The sequence below is a fragment of the Stenotrophomonas sp. FBCC-B152 genome, from assembly GCF_059134105.1.
The window spans coordinates 3278604-3298067 of sequence record NZ_CP101442.1 but is presented as its reverse complement, the minus strand read 5'-3'; the positions used below and the strand labels follow the sequence as shown (position 1 = coordinate 3298067).

The 19464-nt window shown below is 67.5% G+C and carries 17 protein-coding genes; 14 read left to right on the top strand and 3 right to left on the bottom strand.

Features of this window, described 5'->3' with window-relative positions; all coding sequences use genetic code 11:
• The first annotated feature begins 94 nt into the window (after window positions 1–94).
• The 3 genes from mltB (at window position 95) to NMB40_RS15115 (ending at window position 3767) form a co-directional block, all read left to right on the top strand.
• A complete protein-coding gene (gene mltB / locus NMB40_RS15125) occupies window positions 95–1240 on the top strand; it encodes a lytic murein transglycosylase B (RefSeq protein WP_494358947.1) in 1146 nt (381 codons plus the stop codon).
• A complete protein-coding gene (locus tag NMB40_RS15120) occupies window positions 1237–2451 on the top strand; it encodes a septal ring lytic transglycosylase RlpA family protein (protein WP_494358946.1) in 1215 nt (404 codons plus the stop codon). Before mltB ends, NMB40_RS15120 begins: the two co-directional genes overlap by 4 nt.
• 98 nt (window positions 2452–2549) lie before the next feature.
• Complete coding sequence (locus NMB40_RS15115) at window positions 2550–3767, top strand: D-alanyl-D-alanine carboxypeptidase family protein (RefSeq protein WP_494358945.1); 1218 nt, start codon at window positions 2550–2552, stop codon at window positions 3765–3767.
• A gap of 103 nt (window positions 3768–3870) precedes the next feature.
• Here NMB40_RS15115 and NMB40_RS15110 read toward each other — a convergent pair whose 3' ends face one another.
• Entirely contained in the window at window positions 3871–4932 is a 1062-nt protein-coding gene (locus NMB40_RS15110) for a lipid A deacylase LpxR family protein (RefSeq protein ID WP_448143583.1), read from the bottom strand.
• A 192-nt stretch (window positions 4933–5124) separates the two neighbouring features.
• On the opposite strand from NMB40_RS15110, the gene NMB40_RS15105 reads away from it, so the two are divergent.
• From NMB40_RS15105 to gnd, 7 genes are all read left to right on the top strand, one after another.
• Window positions 5125–5403: a DUF493 family protein gene (locus NMB40_RS15105; RefSeq protein ID WP_282248394.1), complete on the top strand. Its 279-nt coding sequence runs from the start codon at window positions 5125–5127 to the stop codon at window positions 5401–5403.
• Window positions 5391–6098 (top strand): lipoyl(octanoyl) transferase LipB, encoded by a 708-nt coding sequence (lipB, locus tag NMB40_RS15100; RefSeq protein ID WP_282248393.1) that lies wholly within the window; start codon window positions 5391–5393, stop codon window positions 6096–6098. The genes NMB40_RS15105 and lipB overlap by 13 nt, the downstream gene beginning before the upstream one ends.
• Window positions 6099–6116: 18 nt before the next feature.
• The gene (lipA, locus tag NMB40_RS15095) at window positions 6117–7127 is read left to right on the top strand and encodes a lipoyl synthase (protein ID WP_282248392.1); all 1011 of its coding nucleotides are present in this window, start codon (window positions 6117–6119) and stop codon (window positions 7125–7127) included.
• Window positions 7128–7701: 574 nt separating this feature from the next.
• Window positions 7702–9879: a carboxy terminal-processing peptidase gene (locus tag NMB40_RS15090; RefSeq protein ID WP_282247446.1), complete on the top strand. Its 2178-nt coding sequence runs from the start codon at window positions 7702–7704 to the stop codon at window positions 9877–9879.
• 115 nt (window positions 9880–9994) lie between these two features.
• On the top strand, window positions 9995–10687 hold the full coding sequence (locus tag NMB40_RS15085; RefSeq protein ID WP_494358944.1) for a DUF2242 domain-containing protein: 693 nt from the start codon (window positions 9995–9997) through the stop codon (window positions 10685–10687).
• A gap of 13 nt (window positions 10688–10700) precedes the next feature.
• Complete coding sequence (locus NMB40_RS15080; protein ID WP_494358943.1) at window positions 10701–11987, top strand: hypothetical protein; 1287 nt, start codon at window positions 10701–10703, stop codon at window positions 11985–11987.
• A 3-nt stretch (window positions 11988–11990) separates the two neighbouring features.
• Complete coding sequence (gnd, locus tag NMB40_RS15075) at window positions 11991–12896, top strand: phosphogluconate dehydrogenase (NAD(+)-dependent, decarboxylating) (protein WP_282247449.1); 906 nt, start codon at window positions 11991–11993, stop codon at window positions 12894–12896.
• A gap of 186 nt (window positions 12897–13082) precedes the next feature.
• Here the strand turns inward: gnd and NMB40_RS15070 are convergent, their stop codons facing one another.
• Entirely contained in the window at window positions 13083–14126 is a 1044-nt protein-coding gene (locus NMB40_RS15070; RefSeq protein ID WP_494358942.1) for an oxidoreductase, read from the bottom strand.
• 170 nt (window positions 14127–14296) lie between these two features.
• On the opposite strand from NMB40_RS15070, the gene NMB40_RS15065 reads away from it, so the two are divergent.
• From NMB40_RS15065 to NMB40_RS15050, 4 genes are all read left to right on the top strand, one after another.
• Window positions 14297–14674, top strand: coding sequence for a BON domain-containing protein (locus tag NMB40_RS15065; RefSeq protein ID WP_282247451.1), 378 nt, complete (start codon window positions 14297–14299; stop codon window positions 14672–14674).
• Window positions 14675–14866: 192 nt separating this feature from the next.
• Window positions 14867–16687: a sensor histidine kinase gene (locus NMB40_RS15060; protein ID WP_494358941.1), complete on the top strand. Its 1821-nt coding sequence runs from the start codon at window positions 14867–14869 to the stop codon at window positions 16685–16687.
• Window positions 16684–17124, top strand: a complete 441-nt coding sequence (locus NMB40_RS15055; protein WP_193059234.1) for a response regulator — start codon at window positions 16684–16686, stop codon at window positions 17122–17124. Before NMB40_RS15060 ends, NMB40_RS15055 begins: the two co-directional genes overlap by 4 nt.
• Before the next feature lie 3 nt (window positions 17125–17127).
• Complete coding sequence (locus NMB40_RS15050) at window positions 17128–18642, top strand: ATP-binding response regulator (RefSeq protein WP_448143578.1); 1515 nt, start codon at window positions 17128–17130, stop codon at window positions 18640–18642.
• Between the two features lie 7 nt (window positions 18643–18649).
• Here the strand turns inward: NMB40_RS15050 and NMB40_RS15045 are convergent, their stop codons facing one another.
• Complete coding sequence (locus tag NMB40_RS15045) at window positions 18650–19387, bottom strand: proteasome-type protease (protein WP_282247454.1); 738 nt, start codon at window positions 19385–19387, stop codon at window positions 18650–18652.
• Between the last annotated feature and the right edge of the window lie 77 nt (window positions 19388–19464).

Genomic DNA, 19464 nt, shown 5'->3' with positions numbered 1-19464 from the left:
CGCGGTCTTAACGAAACTCGCGAATGGCGGGCAAAGCGTTGGGATTCATGGTGTTAGGGGTTTTATTTCATCTTTGACCTGCTAACCTGCGGCGATGATTCGACGCACTTTGGCTTGCATGCTTACGCTCGGTTTGGTTGCCTGCGCGACCCAGCCGCACTCCCCGTCACCGCCGCCACAGGCGTCGGGTGCGCCCAACAAGCCGGGGGTTGCCCACAAGGGGCCTGCCGAAGCCGCGCCGGAAGGGGCCGCGGCCACCGCGCCGCCGGTTGACCTGACCCCGGTGCCGTTCGAGGTGGCACGCGCCAACTTCGTGCGCGATACCGCCGCCCGCTATGGCATTCCCGCCGCGCAGATCGAGGCCACGCTGGCCCAGGCGCAGGTGCGTGATCCGATCATTGCCGCCATGTCGCGCCCGGCCGAACGGGTCAAGCCGTGGAACGAGTACCGGCCGATGTTCATCAGCCAGGCGCGGATCGACGGCGGCAGGAAATTCCTGGCCCAGCACCGCGATGAACTGATGCGCGTGCAGGAACGTACCGGGGTGCCGGCCGAGGTGATCGTGGCGATCATCGGCGTGGAAACCAGCTACGGCGCCAACACCGGCAGTTACCGCGTGCTCGATGCGCTGTACACGCTGGCCTTCAATTACCCGCGCAGCGGCGACCCGGCCAAGCTGGAACGCGAAGTGCGCCGCGAACTGTTCTTCCGCGATGAGCTGGCGCGCCTGTTCGCGCTGAGCCGTGACGAGAAGCTGGACATCCTGGCCATCAAGGGCAGCTATGCCGGCGCAATGGGCATGGGCCAGTTCATGTCGTCCAGCTACCTGGATTTCGCCGTGGACGGCAACGGCGATGGTCGCCGCGATCTGTTCACCAGCTACGATGATGTGTTCTCGTCGATCGCCAATTACTTCGTCAAGAAGGGCGGCTGGGTGCGCGGCGGCCCGGTGGCGGTGCCGGCCACGCTGGCCGCCGGCCGCGCGCCGTTCGACCCCACCGACTGGACCCCGACCTGGACCCTGTCCGACCTGGCCCAGCGCGGCTACCAGCCCAGCGCAGCGGTCCCGGCCGGGCTGACCGCCACTCCGATCACGCTGGAAGGCAGCACCGGCAAGCAGTACTGGCTGGGCTTCCAGAACTACTACGCGATCACCCGCTACAACCTGTCCAAGATGTACGCGATGGCCGTGTACCAGCTGTCGCAGGCCATCGCCGGCCAGGAGCTGCCGCCGGCATGAACATGCGCGCGCGCTGCAGATGGGCGGTTCCCGGCCTGCTGATCCTGGCGCTGGCCGCCTGCAGCAGTGCGCCCAGGAAGCCGGCCAGCGCCGGTGGCACCACCGGCAAACCCGCCGGCACGCTGGTGCAGGGGCAGGGCAAGGGCGGGCGTCCGGCGCATTGCCCGGAAGGTTCGCCGTACAAGGCCGCGTCCGAAGATCCCAGTACGCGCGGCAATTACCGCGCCGGCGGCCTGTACAAGCCGGGTGTCAACGACAGCACCCCCACTTACATCCCCAACGTGGCCTGCATTCCCGAACCGGACGTGGTGGACCTGCCGCGCTCGGCGATCGGCAACAAATCGCCTTACGTGGTGCTGGGCAAGAGTTACCAGGTGCTGGACCGGCCCAAGGGCTATGCCGAGAAGGGCACGGCGTCCTACTACGGTGCCAAGTTCCATGGCCGGCTCACCTCCAACCGCGAGGTGTATGACATGTACGCCTTCACCGCCGCGCACAAGACCCTGCCGCTGCCGAGCTTCGCGCGGGTCACCAACCTGGACAACGGCGAATCGGTGATCGTGCGGGTCAACGACCGCGGCCCGTTCCACGATGGCCGGGTGATCGACCTCAGCTACGCCGCCGCCGTGCGCCTGGGCATCACCCAGCGCGGCACGGGCAACGTGGAAGTGCGTGCGCTGACCCCGGGCGAAGACAACCTGCTGGCCGATAAGCCCTCTCGCCGCGAGCGCCGTGCGGCGGAGGCGGCTGCGACCGTGGCCGCCGCAACGCCGCCGGCCGCGGTACGCCGCGCCAGCGACATGGACAAACTGATCGGGGCGCTGCCGGCCCCTGCCGCGACCCAGGCGGCAACGCTGGAGGCCGGTCCGGTCACGGTGAGCGCGCTGCCTGCGGCCGCGCCGGTGGTCGCCGCTGCGCGCCCCGCCGTTGCGCCGGTCCCGGTCGCCGCCGCGCCCAGCCCCTCGCTGCAGCAGCAGGTCGGCAACGTGCTGCTGCAGGTGGCCAGCTTCGCCAGCCGCGAGAACGCCACCAAGGCCTTGGGCCAGCTGTCCTCGGCCGGCATCGTCGGCGCCAGCATCAGCGACATCGTCAGCGGTGGTCGTACCCTGTGGCGCCTGCGCGTGCCGGCGGCCGACCATGCCAGCGCCTCGGAACTTGCCGGCCGCATTGTCGGTCTGGGATTCGGGTCGCCGCAGATCGTGAAAGAGTGAATGCGTCCCGCCGGGCGCTTCAGCGTCCGGGCACCCCATGGGCCTACAATGGCCGTCCCCTGTAATCCCCTTGGCGCCCTCCTGGAGCTTGCTGTCCGATGAAATTCCGCTTTGCCGCTGCTGCCATGGCCACGACCCTGTTCGTGGGCATGGTCTCCGCCCAGACCCCCCTGCCGACCCCGGCCCCGGCACCCGCTCCTTCCGCCGCCGCCCCCGTTACCGTGGCCACCCCGCCGGCGCCCAAGCCCAGCGTGGCCAAGGCCTGGGTGCTGATGGATTACGCCACCGGCCAGGTGCTGGCCGGCGAGAACATCAATGAACAGCTGGCGCCGGCCAGCATCACCAAGGTGATGACCTCCTACGTGGTCGCCGCCGAAGTGAAGAACGGCAAGGTCCGTACCGACGACCAGGTGATGATGAGCGAGCGCGCCTGGCGCGAAGGTGGCGCCGGCACCGACGGCAGCTACAGCGGCTTCCCGGTCAACCAGACCGCGCGCCTGGAAGACATGGAAAAGGGCATGGCGATCCAGTCGGGCAACGACGCCGCCATCGCGCTGGCCGAACACGTGGCCGGCAGCGAAGAAGCCTTCGCCTCGCTGATGAACAGCTACGCCGCCAAGATCGGCATGAAGGACTCGCACTTCGTCAACGCCCACGGCCTGAGCGCCGAAGGCCACCGCACCACCGCCTACGACCTGGCGCTGCTGGGCCGCGCGTTCGTGCGCGACTACCCGGAAACCTACGCCTACAACAAGGTGAAGGAATTCACCGTGGGCAACATCACCCAGCCCAACCGCAACCTGCTGCTGTGGCGCGACCAGAGCGTGGACGGCATCAAGACCGGGCACACCTCCGAAGCGGGCTACTGCCTGATGAGCTCGGCCCAGCGCGGCGACCAGCGCCTGATCGCCGTGGTGCTGGGCGGTGCCTCCGAGAAGCAGCGCGCCGACGACAGCCTGGCGCTGCTCAACTGGGGCTTCCGCTTCTTCGAAACGCACCGCATGTACGAGCCGGGCAAGGCCGTGGCCGAACACAAGGTGTGGAAGGGCAAGGCCGACACGCTGCAGCTGGGCGTGGCCCAGCCGCTGCTGGTGAGCGTGCCGCGCGGTCGCTACAACGACCTCAAGCCGAGCATCGACGTGCCCAAGACCCTGGAAGCGCCGTTCACGGCCGGCCAGCAGGTCGGCACGCTGAAGGTGACCCTGGATGGCAAGGTGGTGGCACAGGCCCCGCTGGTGGCCGTGGCCGCCGTGGAAGAAGCCGGCTTCTTCAAGCGCCTGTGGGACAGCTTCTGGATGTGGTGGGAATCGGAATAACGGTTTCCTGGTTCGTTCTGGAAATGCAAAAAAAAGACCGGCTCGCGCCGGTCTTTTTTCTTTTCGGTGTGCCCACCAACGGTGGGCACCTACCCGCAGATCGCTATAGCGATCTGCTGATCGTGAAGGACCCATAGATCGGCGACTGGTCCTGCAGGTCGAACTCGCGGGTGCTGTGGTAGCGGGCGAGGGCGAACTTCCAGCGGTTGTACATCACCGCCAGGCCGTAACCGCCCTGGGCCACCCAGTTGCGCTTGTCCACGCTGTGGCTGTTGCGGAAGGTGTTGCCGTCCAGGGTGATGTCCCGGATCACCCAGGCCGCATCGGAGGTGGCGAACAGGTGGAACGACCACCCGGTGGGCTTGCCGCCGCGGGTAGGCGCGGTGTTTTCACCGGCCGGGCGCAGCGGGGTGCTGCCGAAATCGTCCGGCAGCTTCCAGCCGAAGCGCACTTCGCCGCCGGCGTTGAGGTGGGTGGCCAGGTTGCCGACCGCGCCGCCGTAGTGGCTGATCGCATCCCAGCCCCAGCCGGCCAGGTTGTCTTCGGCATCGCCCCAGCGCCGCATGCGCTCGTGGGTGAGCATGAACACCGGTTCGTTGTGCAGCTGGTTGTCCCAGCCCTGGAATTTCTCGTCGCCCAGCGCGTCATGCACGGCGTCCTGCACTTCCTTGCCCAGCGCCCACGGGCCGACTACGCCGAGCGCGAGCTGGGTGGTCTGCAGGCGGTCGCCGCGACGGGCGTTGTAGCCGAAGCTGCCGATCAGCACGCCGGCATACGGCCGGTCGTCCTCGATCACGTCGCGGCGGGTGAAGTCCTTGGGGGTGTAGATCTGCTGGGCGAAGCTGAAGATCATGTTCTGCTGCTCGAACTCGCCGGGGGCCAGGCGTTCGAGATGGCGGTTGACCCAGCGCGCAAGCTTCGGCAGGCACGGATCGTCGGTGTAATCGACCAGGTTGGGCGAAACGAAGGTGATCTGCGCCCCGTTGGTGTAGCCCTGGTCCTGGTCGGCGCCGCCGAAGAGATCGTTGTCGACGCGGAAGTTGACCTGCGGCGGGTGCTCGCGCATGGCGTCGGGCCCGCATTGTTCGGCTGCCTGTACTGCAGGCGCGGCTGCTGCAAGAACACCGGCAAGCGCGGCCGGTAACGCGAATCGCTTCAGAAGCATAAGGTTCCCGCTGATGGTTTATTCATTTTTAAGCGGGAGCAGGGTATGCAGGGCGTGATGCAATGACCAGCGCCGCGCACGCACTGGTGCGTCTTGTTCGTGAAGGCCGATCTTCACGTACCGTTCGGCGCAGCTGTGCGCACGATCATGCAGGTCTTGGGTTCAGACGTTTCCGTCCCCATAATCGCGGTCATGGAAATCAAGTCTGACAATCCCGAACACGGCTTCCAGTTCCCCGGTCAATTCGAGCTCAGCGCCATGGGCTCGGCGAACATCGGTCTGGAGCACGAACTCCCGCAGCTGCTGCATGTGGCCGGCATCCAGGTGCTCAAAGAGCGCATCACCTGGAAGACCTCGTCCAACGGCAAATACGTGTCCGTGAAGCTGGTCTTCATGGCCGAAAGCCGTGAGCAGCTGGACCTCGCCCACACGGCGCTGCGCGGCCACCCGGAAGTGAAGTGGACGCTGTAACCAGCTGCGACTCCAGCGCTGCACCGGGCCAACGCCCGGCGCAGCCGGCGATCGTGCGCGACCTGGGCCGCCAGCCCTATGCGCCGGTCTGGCATGCAATGCAGCGTTTCACCGATGCGCGTACGGACGACACCCCGGACGAACTGTGGGTGGTCGAGCACGATCCGGTGTTCACCCTGGGCCAGGCCGGCAAGGACGAACACGTGCTGGCTCCGGGCGATATCCCGGTGCTGCACGTGGACCGTGGCGGCCAGGTGACCTACCACGGGCCGGGCCAGATCGTGGTCTATCCGCTGCTGCAGCTGCGCCGGCTGGGGATCGGGGTGCGCGATTACGTGTGCCGGATCGAGCAGGCAATCATCGATACGCTGGACGAATGGAATATCGGGGCTGAACGGCTGGACGGCGCGCCCGGGGTCTATGTGGGCGGGGCCAAGGTGGCCGCGCTGGGCATCCGGGTCCGCCGCGGCTGCACCTTCCACGGCCTGGCCTTCAACGTGGCGATGGACCTGGAGCCGTTCCACCGCATCAATCCCTGCGGCTACCAAGGGCTGCAGGTCACCTCGATGGTAGACTTGGGGGGACCGTCCGGCATGGCGGCCGTCAAGCCGGTACTGCTGGGCCATCTGGCCCGCCAGTTCGGGTTGGACCTCCAGCCTGCCACGGACCTGCCCGATCTGACTGACGCGGCCTGAGCGCCGCCGACCAAGGCCATGACTGAAACCACCGCTCGCATCATTCCCCTGCAGGTCGTGCAGGGCGACACGCCGTCCGCCGCGCCGTTGCAGGCCGGGGTCAAACAGCTGGGCGGTGACAAGATCGGCCGCTCGCCGGTGCAGTTCGCCGACGCGCCGGTGCTGCGCAAGCCGTCGTGGATCCGGGTCCGGATCCCGTCGGGCAACGCGGTGCAGACGCTGAAGGCCAAGCTGCGCGAGAACCGCCTGGTGACGGTCTGCGAGGAAGCCAGCTGCCCCAACATCCACGAGTGCTTCAGCCACGGCACGGCAACGTTCATGATCCTGGGCGAGGTCTGCACGCGGCGCTGCTCGTTCTGCGACGTGGCCCACGGCCGGCCGAAGCCGCCGGATGCGGGCGAGCCGGCCAGCCTGGCGCAGACCGTGGCGGACATGGGCCTGAAGTACGTGGTGGTGACCAGCGTGGATCGCGACGACCTGCGCGACGGCGGTGCCCAGCACTTCGCCGACTGCATCGGGGCGATCCGGGCCAAGTCGCCGAACACGCGCATCGAAGTGCTCACGCCGGACTTCCGCGGCAAGGGCCGCATGGAGCGGGCGCTGGACATCCTGGCGACCAACCCGCCGGATGTGTTCAACCACAACATCGAAACCGTGCCGGACCTGTACCGAAACGTACGCCCGGGTGCGGATTACCAGTGGTCGCTCACGCTGCTGAAGAACTTCAAGGCACAGCACCCGTCGATCGCGACCAAGTCCGGCATCATGCTGGGCCTGGGCGAGGAGATGGACCAGGTGCGGGCGACCATGCGCGACCTGCGCGCGCACGACGTGGACATGATCACCATCGGCCAGTACCTGCAGCCGACGGCGCATCACCACCCGGTGCTGCGTTACTGGACGCCCGAGGAATACAAGGAACTGGAGGTCTACGGCTACGAGCTGGGCTTCAGCCACGTGGCTTCCGGCCCGATGGTGCGTTCTTCGTACCACGCCGATGTGCAGGCCAAGGGCGCTGGCGTCGCCTGAGTTCCCGTCAGACGCGGCTGCCGGTGAATCGAGCGCCGGGGCGGCATACCCTTTCCGGCGAATGTCCCCCGGCGTCGGCCATAGGCCGACACCTCCTCCTTTACTTCGCCTCCAAGGGTATGCCGCCCCGGCACTCGACCCACCGGCGTGGCACCCCGGCATCCGCTTTTCCACCGCGAACCGCAAGCCGAGCCCCGTCGCGGCCGGCAGGCTCCTGGCAAAGTAAAGGAGGAGGTGTCGGCCTCCGGCCGACGCCGGGGGACATTTGCACAGGGGCCTGCCGGCCGCGGCGGGGCCCTCCACGCTCGCGATGAACCTGATCGAAGACCGTCACGGCTTCCCGGGGGCCTGAATGCCTGCCGACCGCCGAATGGTTCAGGCCGCCGCGCGGTTTCGCCCGTAAACCCCTTTCCACGCGGCAATTCCGCGTCATTCACAATTTGATACAGGCCGCCGTTTAGGCTGGAAATCCGCGTTCTGGCGCGGTGGATGACAAACCCCGCAACTTTCGGCACTGTCGTGTGGTCTGATCCGCACGCAGTCTCCCCGTTGGCAAGGTGCCATGAGCAAGTCGATGAAATTCAAAGCCCCCGCATTCCTGATGGCCCTGGCGCTGACCGCGCCGCTGGCGCTGGCTGCCTACGCTGATTCGCCGGCCCTGCCGTCGGCGGCCACGGCCGACCAGGTGACGACCTCCAAGCTGGTGTACGGGCTGCTGTCCGACAGCCGCTACGCGTACCGGCCGCGCGCGCTGGATGCGGCGACCTCCAAGGACGTGTTCAAGCGTTACCTGGAATCGCTGGACGGCAGCAAGCAGTTCTTCACCCAGGCCGACATCACGAAGTTCGCGCCGTTCGAGTCGAACATTTCGTCGGCCATCCGCGGCGGCGAGCTCGAGCCGGCGTTCCAGGTGTTCGCGGTGTACAAGCAGCGGGTTGGCGAGCGGGTGGGTTACGCGCGCAAGCTGCTCAAGCAGGATTTCGATTTCAGCAGCGATGAGCGCTTCGAGTACGACCGCAAGGACGTGCCGTGGGCGGCCAGCAGCGCCGAGCTCGATGACCTGTGGCGCAAGTCGGTCAAGAACGATTGGCTGCGCCTGAAGCTGGCCGGCAAGCAGCCGGCCGACATCCGCAAGACGCTGGACAAGCGCTATGCGCAGCTGGAAAAGTCGGTCAATGAGCTGAAGGGCGAGGACGTGTTCCAGTTCTTCCTCAACTCCTATACCAGCGCAGTCGATCCGCACACCGATTACTTCACCCCGCGCACGGCCGAGAACTTCAACCAGGCCATGTCGCTGTCGCTGGAAGGCATCGGCGCGCAGCTGCAGCGCCAGGACGACATGGTGGTGATCCGCGAGATCATCGCCGGTGGTCCGGCGTCGGTGAATGGCACGCTCAAGCCGGGCGACCGCATCGTGGGCGTGGGCCAGGGCAAGTCGGGTCCGGTCGAGGATGTGATCGGCTGGCGCATCGATGACGTGGTGGCCAAGATCCGCGGCAAGAAGGACACCCAGGTGCGGCTGGAATTCATTCCGGCCGAGGAAGGCGTGGACGGCAAGCCGCACATGCTGGTGCTGACCCGGCAGAAGGTGCGCCTGGCCGAGCAGGCCGCGAAGGGCGAAACCCTGACCATCCCGGCCAAGGATGGGGCGCCGGCGCGCAAGGTCGGCGTGATCAAGCTGCCCACGTTCTACCAGGACTTCGAAGGCCGCCGCCGCAACGCGACCGATTACGCGTCGGCCACGCGCGATGTGGCCAAGCTGCTCGCCGGCTTCAAGAACGACAAGCTCGATGGCGTGGTGCTGGACCTGCGCAACAACGGTGGCGGTTCGCTGGATGAGGCGATCGAGCTCACCGGCCTGTTCATTGAACAGGGCCCGGTGGTGCAGGTGCGCGAATCCGGTGGCCGGGTCACGGTCAACAACGACCGCAGCGAGGCGGTGGCGTGGGACGGCCCGCTGGCCGTGCTGATCAACCGCGGTTCGGCCTCGGCCTCGGAAATCTTCGCCGGTGCCATCCAGGATTACGGCCGTGGGCTGGTGATCGGTGAAACCACTTTCGGCAAGGGCACGGTGCAGAACATCGTGGACCTGGACCGTTGGCCGAGCGGCGAAGCCCAGCGCTTCGGCCAGGTGAAGCTGACCATCGCGCAGTTCTTCCGCGTCAGCGGCAGCAGCACCCAGCACAAGGGCGTGGTGCCGGACCTGGCCTTCCCGGCCAGCGTGGATGCCACCGAGTACGGTGAAAGCACCTACGACAACGCGCTGCCGTGGACCCGCATCGCCGCCGTGCCGCACACCCAGTACGGCAACTTTGGGCCGCTGCTGCCCAAGCTGGAAACCCTGCATGCCTCGCGCATCGCCTCGGACAAGGAGTTCCAGTGGTGGAATGAGGACGTGGAGCAGTTCCGCACCGAAGCGGCCAAGAAGTACATCTCGCTCAACGAGGCCGAGCGCCGCACCGAGCGCGAGCGCCAGGAAACCCAGCGCAAGCAGCGCCAGGCCACCCGCAAGGAACTGGGCCTGGACCTGGACCCGCTGGCCGATGACAGCAACGATGATGGCCTGACCGGCAACGAGCGCGACATCGTCAAGGATGCCGCCCGCGAGAAGGCGGCCGAGAAGCGTCCGGACCCGCTGCTGCGCGAGTCGGCCGCGATCCTGGCCGATGCGGTGAACCTGCTGGCCGAAGACCGCCCGCTGTCGGCGCAGGTGCTGCCGCAGTCGACCGCGGCAGGCCGCTGGGCCGACTGACCGGGTGAACCAACGGAAAACGGAGGGCCGGCGGAAACGCCGGCCCTTTGCGTTTAGACCCCACGCATACGCCACCGGGCCTATGCTGGGGCGATCCCCTCCTGCAGGAGCGCCCATGCGGCCTTCCCATGCACTGGCGGCCAGCCTGCTGGCCGTGACCCTCAGCGCCTGCGGCGGCCGTGCCGCCGTCAGCACGCTGCTGCGTGAATCCTTCGATTCGGGCGACATGTACTCGCGCAGCGTGCCGGGCACCCCGGCGCAGGCCTGCGAGGCGGCACGGCGCACGCTGCTGAGCCAGGGCTACGCGATTGCCCGCGCCGATCCGGACGCGGTGGAAGGCAACAAGAATTTCCAGCCACGCGAGGATGAGCATGAGCAGCTGGTGCTGCGTGTCTCATGTGCGGCGCGCGGCGACGAGGCACTGGTGTTCATCAGTGCCGTGCAGGACCGCTATGCGTTGAAGAAGAGCCCCACCTCGGCCAGCGTGGGTGTGGGCGCGCTGGGGTCGGTGTCGCTGCCGTTCGGCAGCAATGACGATTCGCTGGTGAAGGTGGCCAGCAGCACCGTGCAGGACGGCGACTTCTACCGCCGCTTCTTCACCCGCCTGCAGCAGTACCTGCCGGCAGCCAAGGCCAGCACGCCCGAGCCGGCAGCCGCGCCGGTTCCGCCGGCACCCGCGCCGCCGGTTACCCCGGTGCCCGAGCCGGAGCAGGCGCCGGTTCCTGCATCGGTCCCGGTACCGCCTGCCACACCCACACCGGCGCCGCCTGCGGTTCCAGCCAGCGATACCCCTGGCGACGCGCACTGAGCGGACGCGGAGCATGCCGGGCAGGGGCCGTCATCCATCGCGCAGATGGCGCGCCGTGGGCGTCCTGCTGGCAACGATGATCGCCCTGCTTCCGGTCGCGGAGGGGCGCACCGACCCGGGCAGCTGCGTGCAGACGCTGATCGAACGCCTTGGCTGGCAGCTCCAGGACGCCGACATCGCCACGCCGCGCGTGCACGGCGGCCCCGTCTGCGAACGGGCCGACCTGCCCCAGGCGCAGGCGGCCGGCGACCTGCGCGTGCAGCTGCCGCGTGCATGGCCCGCCGCGCAGCGCGAGCGCTTCCTGCAGACCCTGCTGGACGATCCGGCGACCGTCTGCGCCTACGCCTTCGAGCTGGGCAAGGCCACCCGCCGCGCCGCCACGCGGCTGCAGGACAACCCCGGTTACCGTTTTTCGGCGCTGCAGCTCGGCTGGATCGGCTTTGGCCCGGGCGGTGCACGCGCGCAGGGCTGGGAGGGCTTCCGCAGCTTCGGCCGCGGCTACCAGCCGCAGGGGTCCAACAGCGCGGCCGTGCAGGCCTTCTATGCCGGCCGGGTGCGCAGCGAATGCGGTGTCGGCCGGCAGGTGGCGCAGCTGGCCGCCCAGCGCGAGCTCTATGGCGATGCCGCGTTCGATACAGCGTTCACCCCCGGCGAACTGTCGATCGGTACCTTCCTGACCCTGCACGACACCGACAGCATCCTGCTCGGCCACCACGCCGGCGAGTTCTTCGCCGACGGCAAGGCGGTGCGGACCTCGCGGCGCGGGCGCCAGGCGTTCGTAGGCGCGCCGGGCTTCATCGAGCATGTGTTCGATCCGGTGTACCTGGACGACATCAACAACCAGGCCGAGAACTTCGTCATCGTCGATGTGGGCGAGGCAGCCGCCGAGGCGCTGCGCGTGCACGAGGGCTTTGCCTACTACGACCGCATCAACCGGCGCATCTGGGAGGTGGCCGGGCGCATGCCGGGGCCCGGGCTGCGTCGCTTCGAACGGCTGCTGGCCGAGCGCGACCCGGTGCTGCGCGCCGCGCTGCCGGCCGACCAGCAGCCGCTGCTGGCTGAACTGGACGCGCTGCTGGACGATCCGTTCTACCGGGAGTTCGTGATTTATGTGCACCCACGCGGTATACGTCCGGTGGGCTATCACATTGCACGCCTGCTCGACCGCAATCCGCGCACGCCGTTCGCGTTCGAGCTGGGCCTGCACAACCTGCATACCACGCTGTACCACCGCTGGATCCAGACACAGCTCCAGCAGTGCGCCGCAGCGTCAACGTATTCGCAACCCGAGCAAAGGTGAGTCATGGAAATTGCAATGATTGGACTGGGGCGCATGGGCGCCAACATGGCCGAGCGGCTGCACCGCGGCGGCCACCGCGTGATCGGCGTTGACCCCGGTGAAGCGGCCCGCACCAGCGCCGCTGCGCGCGGCTTCGAAGTGAGCGCAACGGCGGCCGAAGCACTGGCGAAGCTGTCGGTGCCGCGCGTGGTGTGGCTGATGGTGCCGGCCGGCGAGGTGGTCGACCAGACCCTGGCCGCGTTGTCGCCGCACCTGTCCGAGGGCGACGTAGTGATCGACGGCGGCAACTCGTACTACAAGGATTCGATGCGCCGTGCCACGCAGCTGCTCGAGGAAGACGTGACCTACCTCGACTGCGGCACCAGCGGTGGCGTGTGGGGCCTGCAGGAAGGCTACAGCCTGATGATCGGTGGCGATGCCGCGGCCGTCGAGCGCGTCGGTGCGATCTTCCGCACCCTGGCCCCGGCCGAGGATCGCGGCTGGGTCCACGCGGGGCCCAGCGGGGCAGGGCACTTCTGCAAGATGGTCCACAACGGCATCGAGTACGGAATGATGCAGGCCTACGCCGAAGGCTTCGCGTTGATGCAGCGCAAGACCGAGTTCAACCTCGACCTGGGCCAGGTCGCAGCGGCCTGGCAGCACGGCAGCGTGGTGCGGTCCTGGCTGCTGGACCTGAGTGCCGACGCGTTGGCCCGCAACCCGCAGCTGGATGGCATCGCGCCGTTCGTGCCCGATTCCGGCGAAGGCCGCTGGACCGTGGCCGAAGCGATCGACCTGGACGTGTCCGCGCCGGTGATCACCCTGTCGCTGCTGGAGCGCCTGCGCTCACGCGAAAAGAATTCCTTCAGCGACCGCATGCTCTCCGCGCTGCGCAACCAGTTCGGCGGCCACGCGATGGTGAAGGAGTAAGCGGGACCGCTGGTAGGGTCGGTTCCCAAACGACTGCACGGATGGGCGATCGGCGCTTGGACGCATGACCTTCGCCGGAGCGATGTCTCCGATGAAGTTCATGCCCCACCGCTCTGATCAGCTGCATCGGCGGTTGATCGGGATGCAACCCTACCGGAGCATCGTGCCTTCGATGCAATTGGTCAGCTAACGAAGATCCACGCGCCGGCCACTGTCGGCGCTTTCGCGGCCTGCTTCGAGCAGCCGCATCAGTTGCAATGCTTCTTCAGTACTGACCGGCTCTTGGCCTTCGCCGAGAATCGCATCGCGGAACGCCGCGTAGAACCGGCGGTAATCGCCCACGGCGTTGTCCACGCTGTGGCGATGTGCCTTCCCGTCGGCATCCACCTGCAACCGCTGCCCATGCTGCGGGTCCAGGCCCCAGCCCGGTGCGCCCGGGGCGATGCCCTGGCGCAGCTGGTCTTCCTGCACGTCCAGGCCGTCCTTGAGGTAACTGCCGGCGCTGCCATGCACGGCAAAGCGCGGTGCCGACGCGGCCACCAGCGAACCGGCGTGCACGATCGCGCGCATCGCAGGGTAGTGCAGCACGGCATGGAAGTAATCGTCGCTGCGAGCACCGTCGCGCTGCGCGGTGATGTCGGCGCTGATCGCCTCGGGCCAGCCGAACAGCTGCAGTATCTGGTCCAGCAGGTGCGGGCCCAGGTCCATCCACAATCCGCTGCCCGGTGCATCGCTCTCGCGCCAGCGGTCGCGCACCTGCGGGCGGTAGCGGTCGAAGTGCGAATGGACTTCCGCGATGCGTCCCAGCGTGCCTGCCGCCAGCAGGCCGCGCAGCGTGAGGAAGTCGGCGTCGTAGCGCCGGTTCTGGAACACGCACACCACGCGCCCGGCCTCGCGCGCGGCATCGACTACCGCCTCCGCTTCGGCCGTGGTCAAGGCAAACGGCTTGTCGACCAGCACATGCTTGCCCGCACGCAATGCCGCCAGTGCCAGCGGTGCATGCTGTTCATTGGGCGTGGCGATCACCACCGCATCCACCGCCGGGTCGGCCAGCAGCGGCGCCACGTCCGCGTGGATGTGCACATCGGTGAAGCTGCGCAGCAGCCGCTCGCGTTGCGAACTGACGATGCTGTGCAGGGCCAGGCCCGGCGTGTGCTGGATCAGTGGCGCGTGGAAAACGCTTCCAGCCAGCCCGTATCCGATCAATCCCACCTGCGCGATCGTCGCCATGTGTGCACCTGATGCGTTGTGTCGCGTAAGAATAATTGCAAATGATGCAGTGCGGAAACCTGAACTGTTGGGGTTGAACCTGAGCGGTTCACGGCAACGTGATCTTGCAGCGACGTGCTGTCCACGCCTCGCCGCCGACACTGGGCCCACTAACCAGGGAGACACCGCACATGACCAACACTACCCGTAATCTGCTTGCTGCTTCGCTCGCTTTCGGCATGCTGCTGGGCACCTCGGCGGCCATGGCCAAGGATCCGCCGAAGACCACCGACAAGGCTGCCATGACCCATGCGGACATGCATGATTCGGACGAGCCGGTCACCGACACCTGGATCACCACCAAGGTCAAGAGTGACCTGCTGGCCAGCAGCAAGGTTCCCGGCACTGAAGTAAAGGTGGAAACCGTGAATGGCGTGGTATCGCTGTCGGGCACCGTGGCGACCAAGGCCGAGCATGACAATGCCGTTGCCAAGGCCAAGATGATCAAGGGCGTCAAGAGTGTCGACGCCAGTGCACTGAAGGTCTCCGCGGCCGCTGCCAAGCGCTGATCCGCGACAGCACCTGCACAGACACCGGGGCGCGCCGTCAGGCGCGCCCTTTTTCATGGACGGCGCCGCTGTCCGGTCCTGTCCCGTATTCACGTTGGTGTGGAGTATATTCAGGACTTCGCCCCTGTCGGCGTCGCTCCTGGATCGGGGCGTACCGGCGGGGAGGGGGAGCATGCAAGCCAACGAGGGTCTATGGCACTGGTTTTCAGTGATGAACTCTGGGACCGCTGGCGGTTGCCGGCCCTCGGCCTCGCGGCCGTGGCCATCATCGTGGTGCCATGGCTGACCCTGCGCCGACTCTCCGACGAGAACCTCGACGCGATGCGCTGGGTGACCCACACCCAGGACGTCGGCGTCGCCGTGTATCAGTTGCAGGCGGACGTGCGCGACGTGGAATCGGCGGCGCTGACGCTGTCCAAGGGCATCGATGCCCCCGGGCTGCGCGAGCGGCTTGGCCAGGCCCGCCACATTCCGGCACGGCTGGCGCGGCTGACCGAGCTGACCCGCGACAATCCCGAACAGCTGGTGCGCATCGGCCGCATCCAGTCGCTGCTGGACCGGCGCATGGAGCTGGCCGCCGAGCTGGCCCGTTCCAGCCCCGACGGCGACCAGCGCCAACTGGTACAGGACCTGACTACCCGCTATCCGATCCGCGGCCTGATCGAGGAACTGCAGGACCGCGAAGAAGAACTGCTGGCCCAGCGTTCGGCCGTGTTCGCCCAGCAGCAACGGCAGGGCGAGCTGGTCTCGTGGACCGCACTGGTCGTCCAGCTGCTGCTGCTCGGCCTGGTGTTGTGGCTGTTGCATCGGCAGATCCTGCACCGCGCCACCGCCGAACGTGCCACGCGGCGCGCCTCGGCACGTGCGGCATCGGTGCTGCACACCGTGCGGGAGCCGATCGTGCTGCTTGACCGCGAACTGAAGGTGCAGCTGCACAACCCGGCGTTCTCGGAGTTGTATGGACTGCATGACGACGCGACCACCGACGGCCGCGCCCTGCAAACGCTGGGCGAGGGTGCCTGGAGCGATCCGGCGGTGCAGCAGCGGTTGATGGACGTGCTGCTGCGTGGTCGCGAACTGTGGGACTTCGAGCACGAACAGCGCACCGATGATGACCAGGTGCGCACCATGCTGATCAACGCCCGGCGCATGCCGCTGCCGGACCGCGATGATGAAGTGGTGCTGATGACGGTCACCGACGTCACCGTGCAACGTGCCGTGCAGCAGCGCGTGGAAGAACTGAACCGCCAGCTGGAAGGCAAGGTGGAACAGGTATCGGAGGTCAACCGCGAGCTGGAAGCCTTCAGCTATTCGGTGTCGCACGACCTGCGCGCACCGCTGCGCCACGTTGCCGACTTCTCGGACAAGCTGGCCCGGCACCTCGGCGAGGAGGCGGACGAAAAATCGCGGCACTACCTGGACGTCATCGCCGGCTCGGCGCGGCGGATGGCCACGTTGATCGACGATCTCCTGGTTTACTCGCGGCTCGGGCGCGCGGCGATGCGCCTGCAGGCGGTGGACATGCAGTCGCTGGTGGCCGATACCCGCGCGCTGCTGGATGCCAATCTGAAAAGCGAGGCCGAGCACGGCGGCGCGGCGCGGCGCATCGAATGGAAGATCGCACCGCTTCCGATCCTCGTCTGCGACGACAACATGATGCGGCAGCTGTGGCTGAACCTGCTCGGCAATGCGGTGAAGTACTCGGCCAACGCCCATCCGGCGCGGATTGCGGTGGAGTACGAACGCCAGCCCGATGGCAGCCACCTGTTCAGCGTGCGCGACAACGGTGCCGGCTTCGACATGGCCTACGCCGACAAGCTGTTCGGCGTGTTCCAGCGCCTGCACAAGGCCAGCGAGTATTCCGGCACCGGCATCGGCCTGGCCAGCGTGCGCCGGGTTCTCGCCCGCCACGGCGGCCGCATCTGGGCCGAAGCGGCGGTGGACCAGGGCGCCACGTTCCACTTCCTTCTCCCTTCCTCTCTCGACGCACTCAACAAAGGCCCCGTCGCATGACCGCTCTCCGCACCATCCTGCTTGCCGAGGACAGCCCCGCCGATGCTGAAATGGCCATCGATGCCCTGAAGGAAGCGCGCCTGGCCAACCCCATCGTGCACGTCGAGGACGGCGTGGAAGCGATGGACTACCTGCTGCGCCGCGGTGCCTTCGCCAACCGCGAGGAGGGCCTGCCGGCGGTGCTGCTGCTGGATATCAAGATGCCGCGCATGGACGGGCTGGAAGTGCTGCGCCAGATCCGCAGTGCCGAGGAACTCAAGCGGCTGCCGGTGGTGATCCTGTCGTCCTCGCGCGAGGAGAGCGACCTGGCCCGCAGCTGGGACCTGGGCGTCAATGCCTATGTGGTCAAACCGGTGGACGTGGACCAGTTCTTCGGTGCCGTGCAGACGCTCGGCAAGTTCTGGGCGCTGATCAACCAGGCTCCGGAGGTCGAGTAACCCATGCCGCTCACCGGCCCCTCGCTGGGACACCTGCGCATCCTGCTGGTGGAGGATTCGCCCGAAGATGCCGAGCTGATGTGCGGGCAGATGCTCGACGCCGGGCTGGAGGCCAGCTTCGAGCGGGTAGAGACCGCCGCCGAACTGCGCGATGCGCTGCTGCGGTTCGCGCCGGACATCGTGCTGTCCGACCTGGCCATGCCCGGTTTTTCCGGCAACCAGGCGCTCGAAATCGTGCGCGGTTGGCACCCGGACGTGCCCTTCATCTTCGTGTCGGGCACGATCGGCGAAGAGAATGCCGTGGCCGCGCTGCACCAGGGCGCCAACGATTACATCATCAAGCACCAGCCGGCGCGGCTGCCTTCGGCGGTGGCGCGCGCCGTGCGCGAGGCGCGTGGCACCATCGACCGCCAGCGGGTGGAAGCCGAACTGATGCGTGCGCAGCGGCTGGAAAGCCTGTCGCTGCTGGCTGCCGGGCTCAGCCACGACCTGCGCAACATCCTGCAGCCGCTGCTGATCATGCCCGAGCTGCTGAAGGCCCGCACCGACGATCCGCAGCTGCACCACCTGGCCGACGTGATCGCCGAATGTGGCCGGCGCGGGCATGAAATGGCCGAATCCATGCTGTCGTTCGTGCGTGGCTCGCGCAGCCCGAGCGAGCGGATCCAGATCGCCCATCTGTTCGAGGCGATGGAACTGCTGCTGCGCAGTACCCTGCCGGCGCAGGTGAGCCTGCACCTGGACGTGGACGACCCGGCCCTGGCGGTGGATGCCAACTACACCGAGCTGCAGCAGGTGCTGCTGAACCTGGCGCTCAACGCGATCCAGGCCATGCCCAATGGCGGGCGCCTGACCCTGCGCGCGGCGGCCGACCCGGATGCGCACGGCCAGGACTGGCTGCGCATCTCGGTGACCGACGAGGGCGTGGGCATGAGCGCCGAGGTACTGGCGCACCTGTTCAATCCGTTCTTCACCACCAAGGCCAACGGCACCGGCCTGGGGCTGATCTCCTGCAAGCGCATCGTCGAAGGCGCCCAGGGCAGCATCCGGGTGGAAAGCACGCCGGGCGTGGGCAGTCGGTTCGAACTGCGGCTGCCGATGCGCGAGGAACCGGTCGATGCGGTCCCGCAGGCACAGCCGATAGCGGCCGGTGCCGGGCAGTCGATCCTGGTGGTCGATGGCGAAGCCACCCGGCTGTCGCTGCTGGGCAATGCGTTGTCCAGCCAGGGCTACCACCTGCAGCTGGCCTCCGATGGCGGTGCCGCGCTGCGCTGGATGCAGCAGGAGGCGATGCCGGCACTGGTGATCGCCGATGCCGGGGCCAAGCTGCTTTCAGCCAGCCACCTGCTCGATGAGATGGCCGCGCTGGGCTATCGCGGCCCGGCGCTGGTGCTGGAAGACGCCGAGGTTCCGGTACCGCTGGAAACCTTCCCGGACGGTGTCGAGGTGCACGTGCTGCGCAAGCCGCTGGAAATGCAGCAGGTGTTCCGTTCGGTGGCCGAGGCGCTGGCGGGGTAGGGCGCGCCTACCCATCTTCCCAGGGGAAGCTGGGCAGGCTGGCCACGGCGTGTTCCAGCCGGCGCGACCAGTTGCCATGGATTTCGGCGTACAGCGGGCTGTCGCCGGCCAGGCGCATGCGGTGGCTGATGCGCAGGTCGCCGGCGCGCAGCAGCACCAGGTCGACCGGCAGGCCCACCGACAGGTTGGAACGGATGGTCGAATCCAGCGACACGATCGCCGTGCGCGCCGCATCGTCCAGCCGGGTCTGCGGGCGGATGATGCGGTCCAGGATCGGCTTGCCGTACTTGGATTCGCCGATCTGCAGGAAGGGCGTTTCCGGCGAGGCGGCAATCGCGTTGCCCAGAGGGTAGATCATGTACATGCCCGGGTGTTCACCGCCGACCTGGCCGCCCAGGATCAGGGTCGCCTGGGTGTTGACCCCGTCATGGCCGTGTTCCGGGTTGCTGCATTTGACCTGGCTGTCCACCAGCACCCGGCCCACGTACTCGGCCACCTCGAACAGGTGCCGGTAGGCGCGCAGGTTTTCCGGCCGCTGTTCCTCCACGTCGCGGTGCAGCCGCGAGATCAGCAGCTGGGTGGTGGCCAGGTTGCCGGCGGCCATGATCACGAAGGCGGCCTCGCCGGGAAACTCGAATTCGTGCAGCTTGCGGTGCACGCGTACGTCGTCCAGCGACGCGTTGGTACGGGTATCGGCGGCGAAGACAAGGCCCTCATCCACCGCAATGCCGACGCAATAGGTCATGTCGGTGTCCTATGATGTGCACCCCGATTCTATGCGGAGCCCCTGTTGGCCCCGTGTGGATTCGCCCCACGTACGCT

Coding starts and splice junctions, on each gene's coding strand:
- NMB40_RS15050 (WP_448143578.1), top strand. CDS start 17,128: ATGCCGCTCACCGGCCCCTCGCTGGGACACCTGCGCATCCTGCTGGTG.
- mltB (WP_494358947.1), top strand. CDS start 95: ATGATTCGACGCACTTTGGCTTGCATGCTTACGCTCGGTTTGGTTGCC.
- NMB40_RS15070 (WP_494358942.1), bottom strand. CDS start 14,126: ATGGCGACGATCGCGCAGGTGGGATTGATCGGATACGGGCTGGCTGGA.
- NMB40_RS15110 (WP_448143583.1), bottom strand. CDS start 4,932: ATGCTTCTGAAGCGATTCGCGTTACCGGCCGCGCTTGCCGGTGTTCTT.
- NMB40_RS15045 (WP_282247454.1), bottom strand. CDS start 19,387: ATGACCTATTGCGTCGGCATTGCGGTGGATGAGGGCCTTGTCTTCGCC.
- NMB40_RS15085 (WP_494358944.1), top strand. CDS start 9,995: ATGCGGCCTTCCCATGCACTGGCGGCCAGCCTGCTGGCCGTGACCCTC.
- NMB40_RS15105 (WP_282248394.1), top strand. CDS start 5,125: ATGGAAATCAAGTCTGACAATCCCGAACACGGCTTCCAGTTCCCCGGT.
- NMB40_RS15080 (WP_494358943.1), top strand. CDS start 10,701: ATGCCGGGCAGGGGCCGTCATCCATCGCGCAGATGGCGCGCCGTGGGC.
- NMB40_RS15055 (WP_193059234.1), top strand. CDS start 16,684: ATGACCGCTCTCCGCACCATCCTGCTTGCCGAGGACAGCCCCGCCGAT.
- gnd (WP_282247449.1), top strand. CDS start 11,991: ATGGAAATTGCAATGATTGGACTGGGGCGCATGGGCGCCAACATGGCC.
- NMB40_RS15060 (WP_494358941.1), top strand. CDS start 14,867: ATGGCACTGGTTTTCAGTGATGAACTCTGGGACCGCTGGCGGTTGCCG.
- NMB40_RS15065 (WP_282247451.1), top strand. CDS start 14,297: ATGACCAACACTACCCGTAATCTGCTTGCTGCTTCGCTCGCTTTCGGC.
- NMB40_RS15115 (WP_494358945.1), top strand. CDS start 2,550: ATGAAATTCCGCTTTGCCGCTGCTGCCATGGCCACGACCCTGTTCGTG.
- NMB40_RS15120 (WP_494358946.1), top strand. CDS start 1,237: ATGAACATGCGCGCGCGCTGCAGATGGGCGGTTCCCGGCCTGCTGATC.
- lipA (WP_282248392.1), top strand. CDS start 6,117: ATGACTGAAACCACCGCTCGCATCATTCCCCTGCAGGTCGTGCAGGGC.
- NMB40_RS15090 (WP_282247446.1), top strand. CDS start 7,702: ATGAAATTCAAAGCCCCCGCATTCCTGATGGCCCTGGCGCTGACCGCG.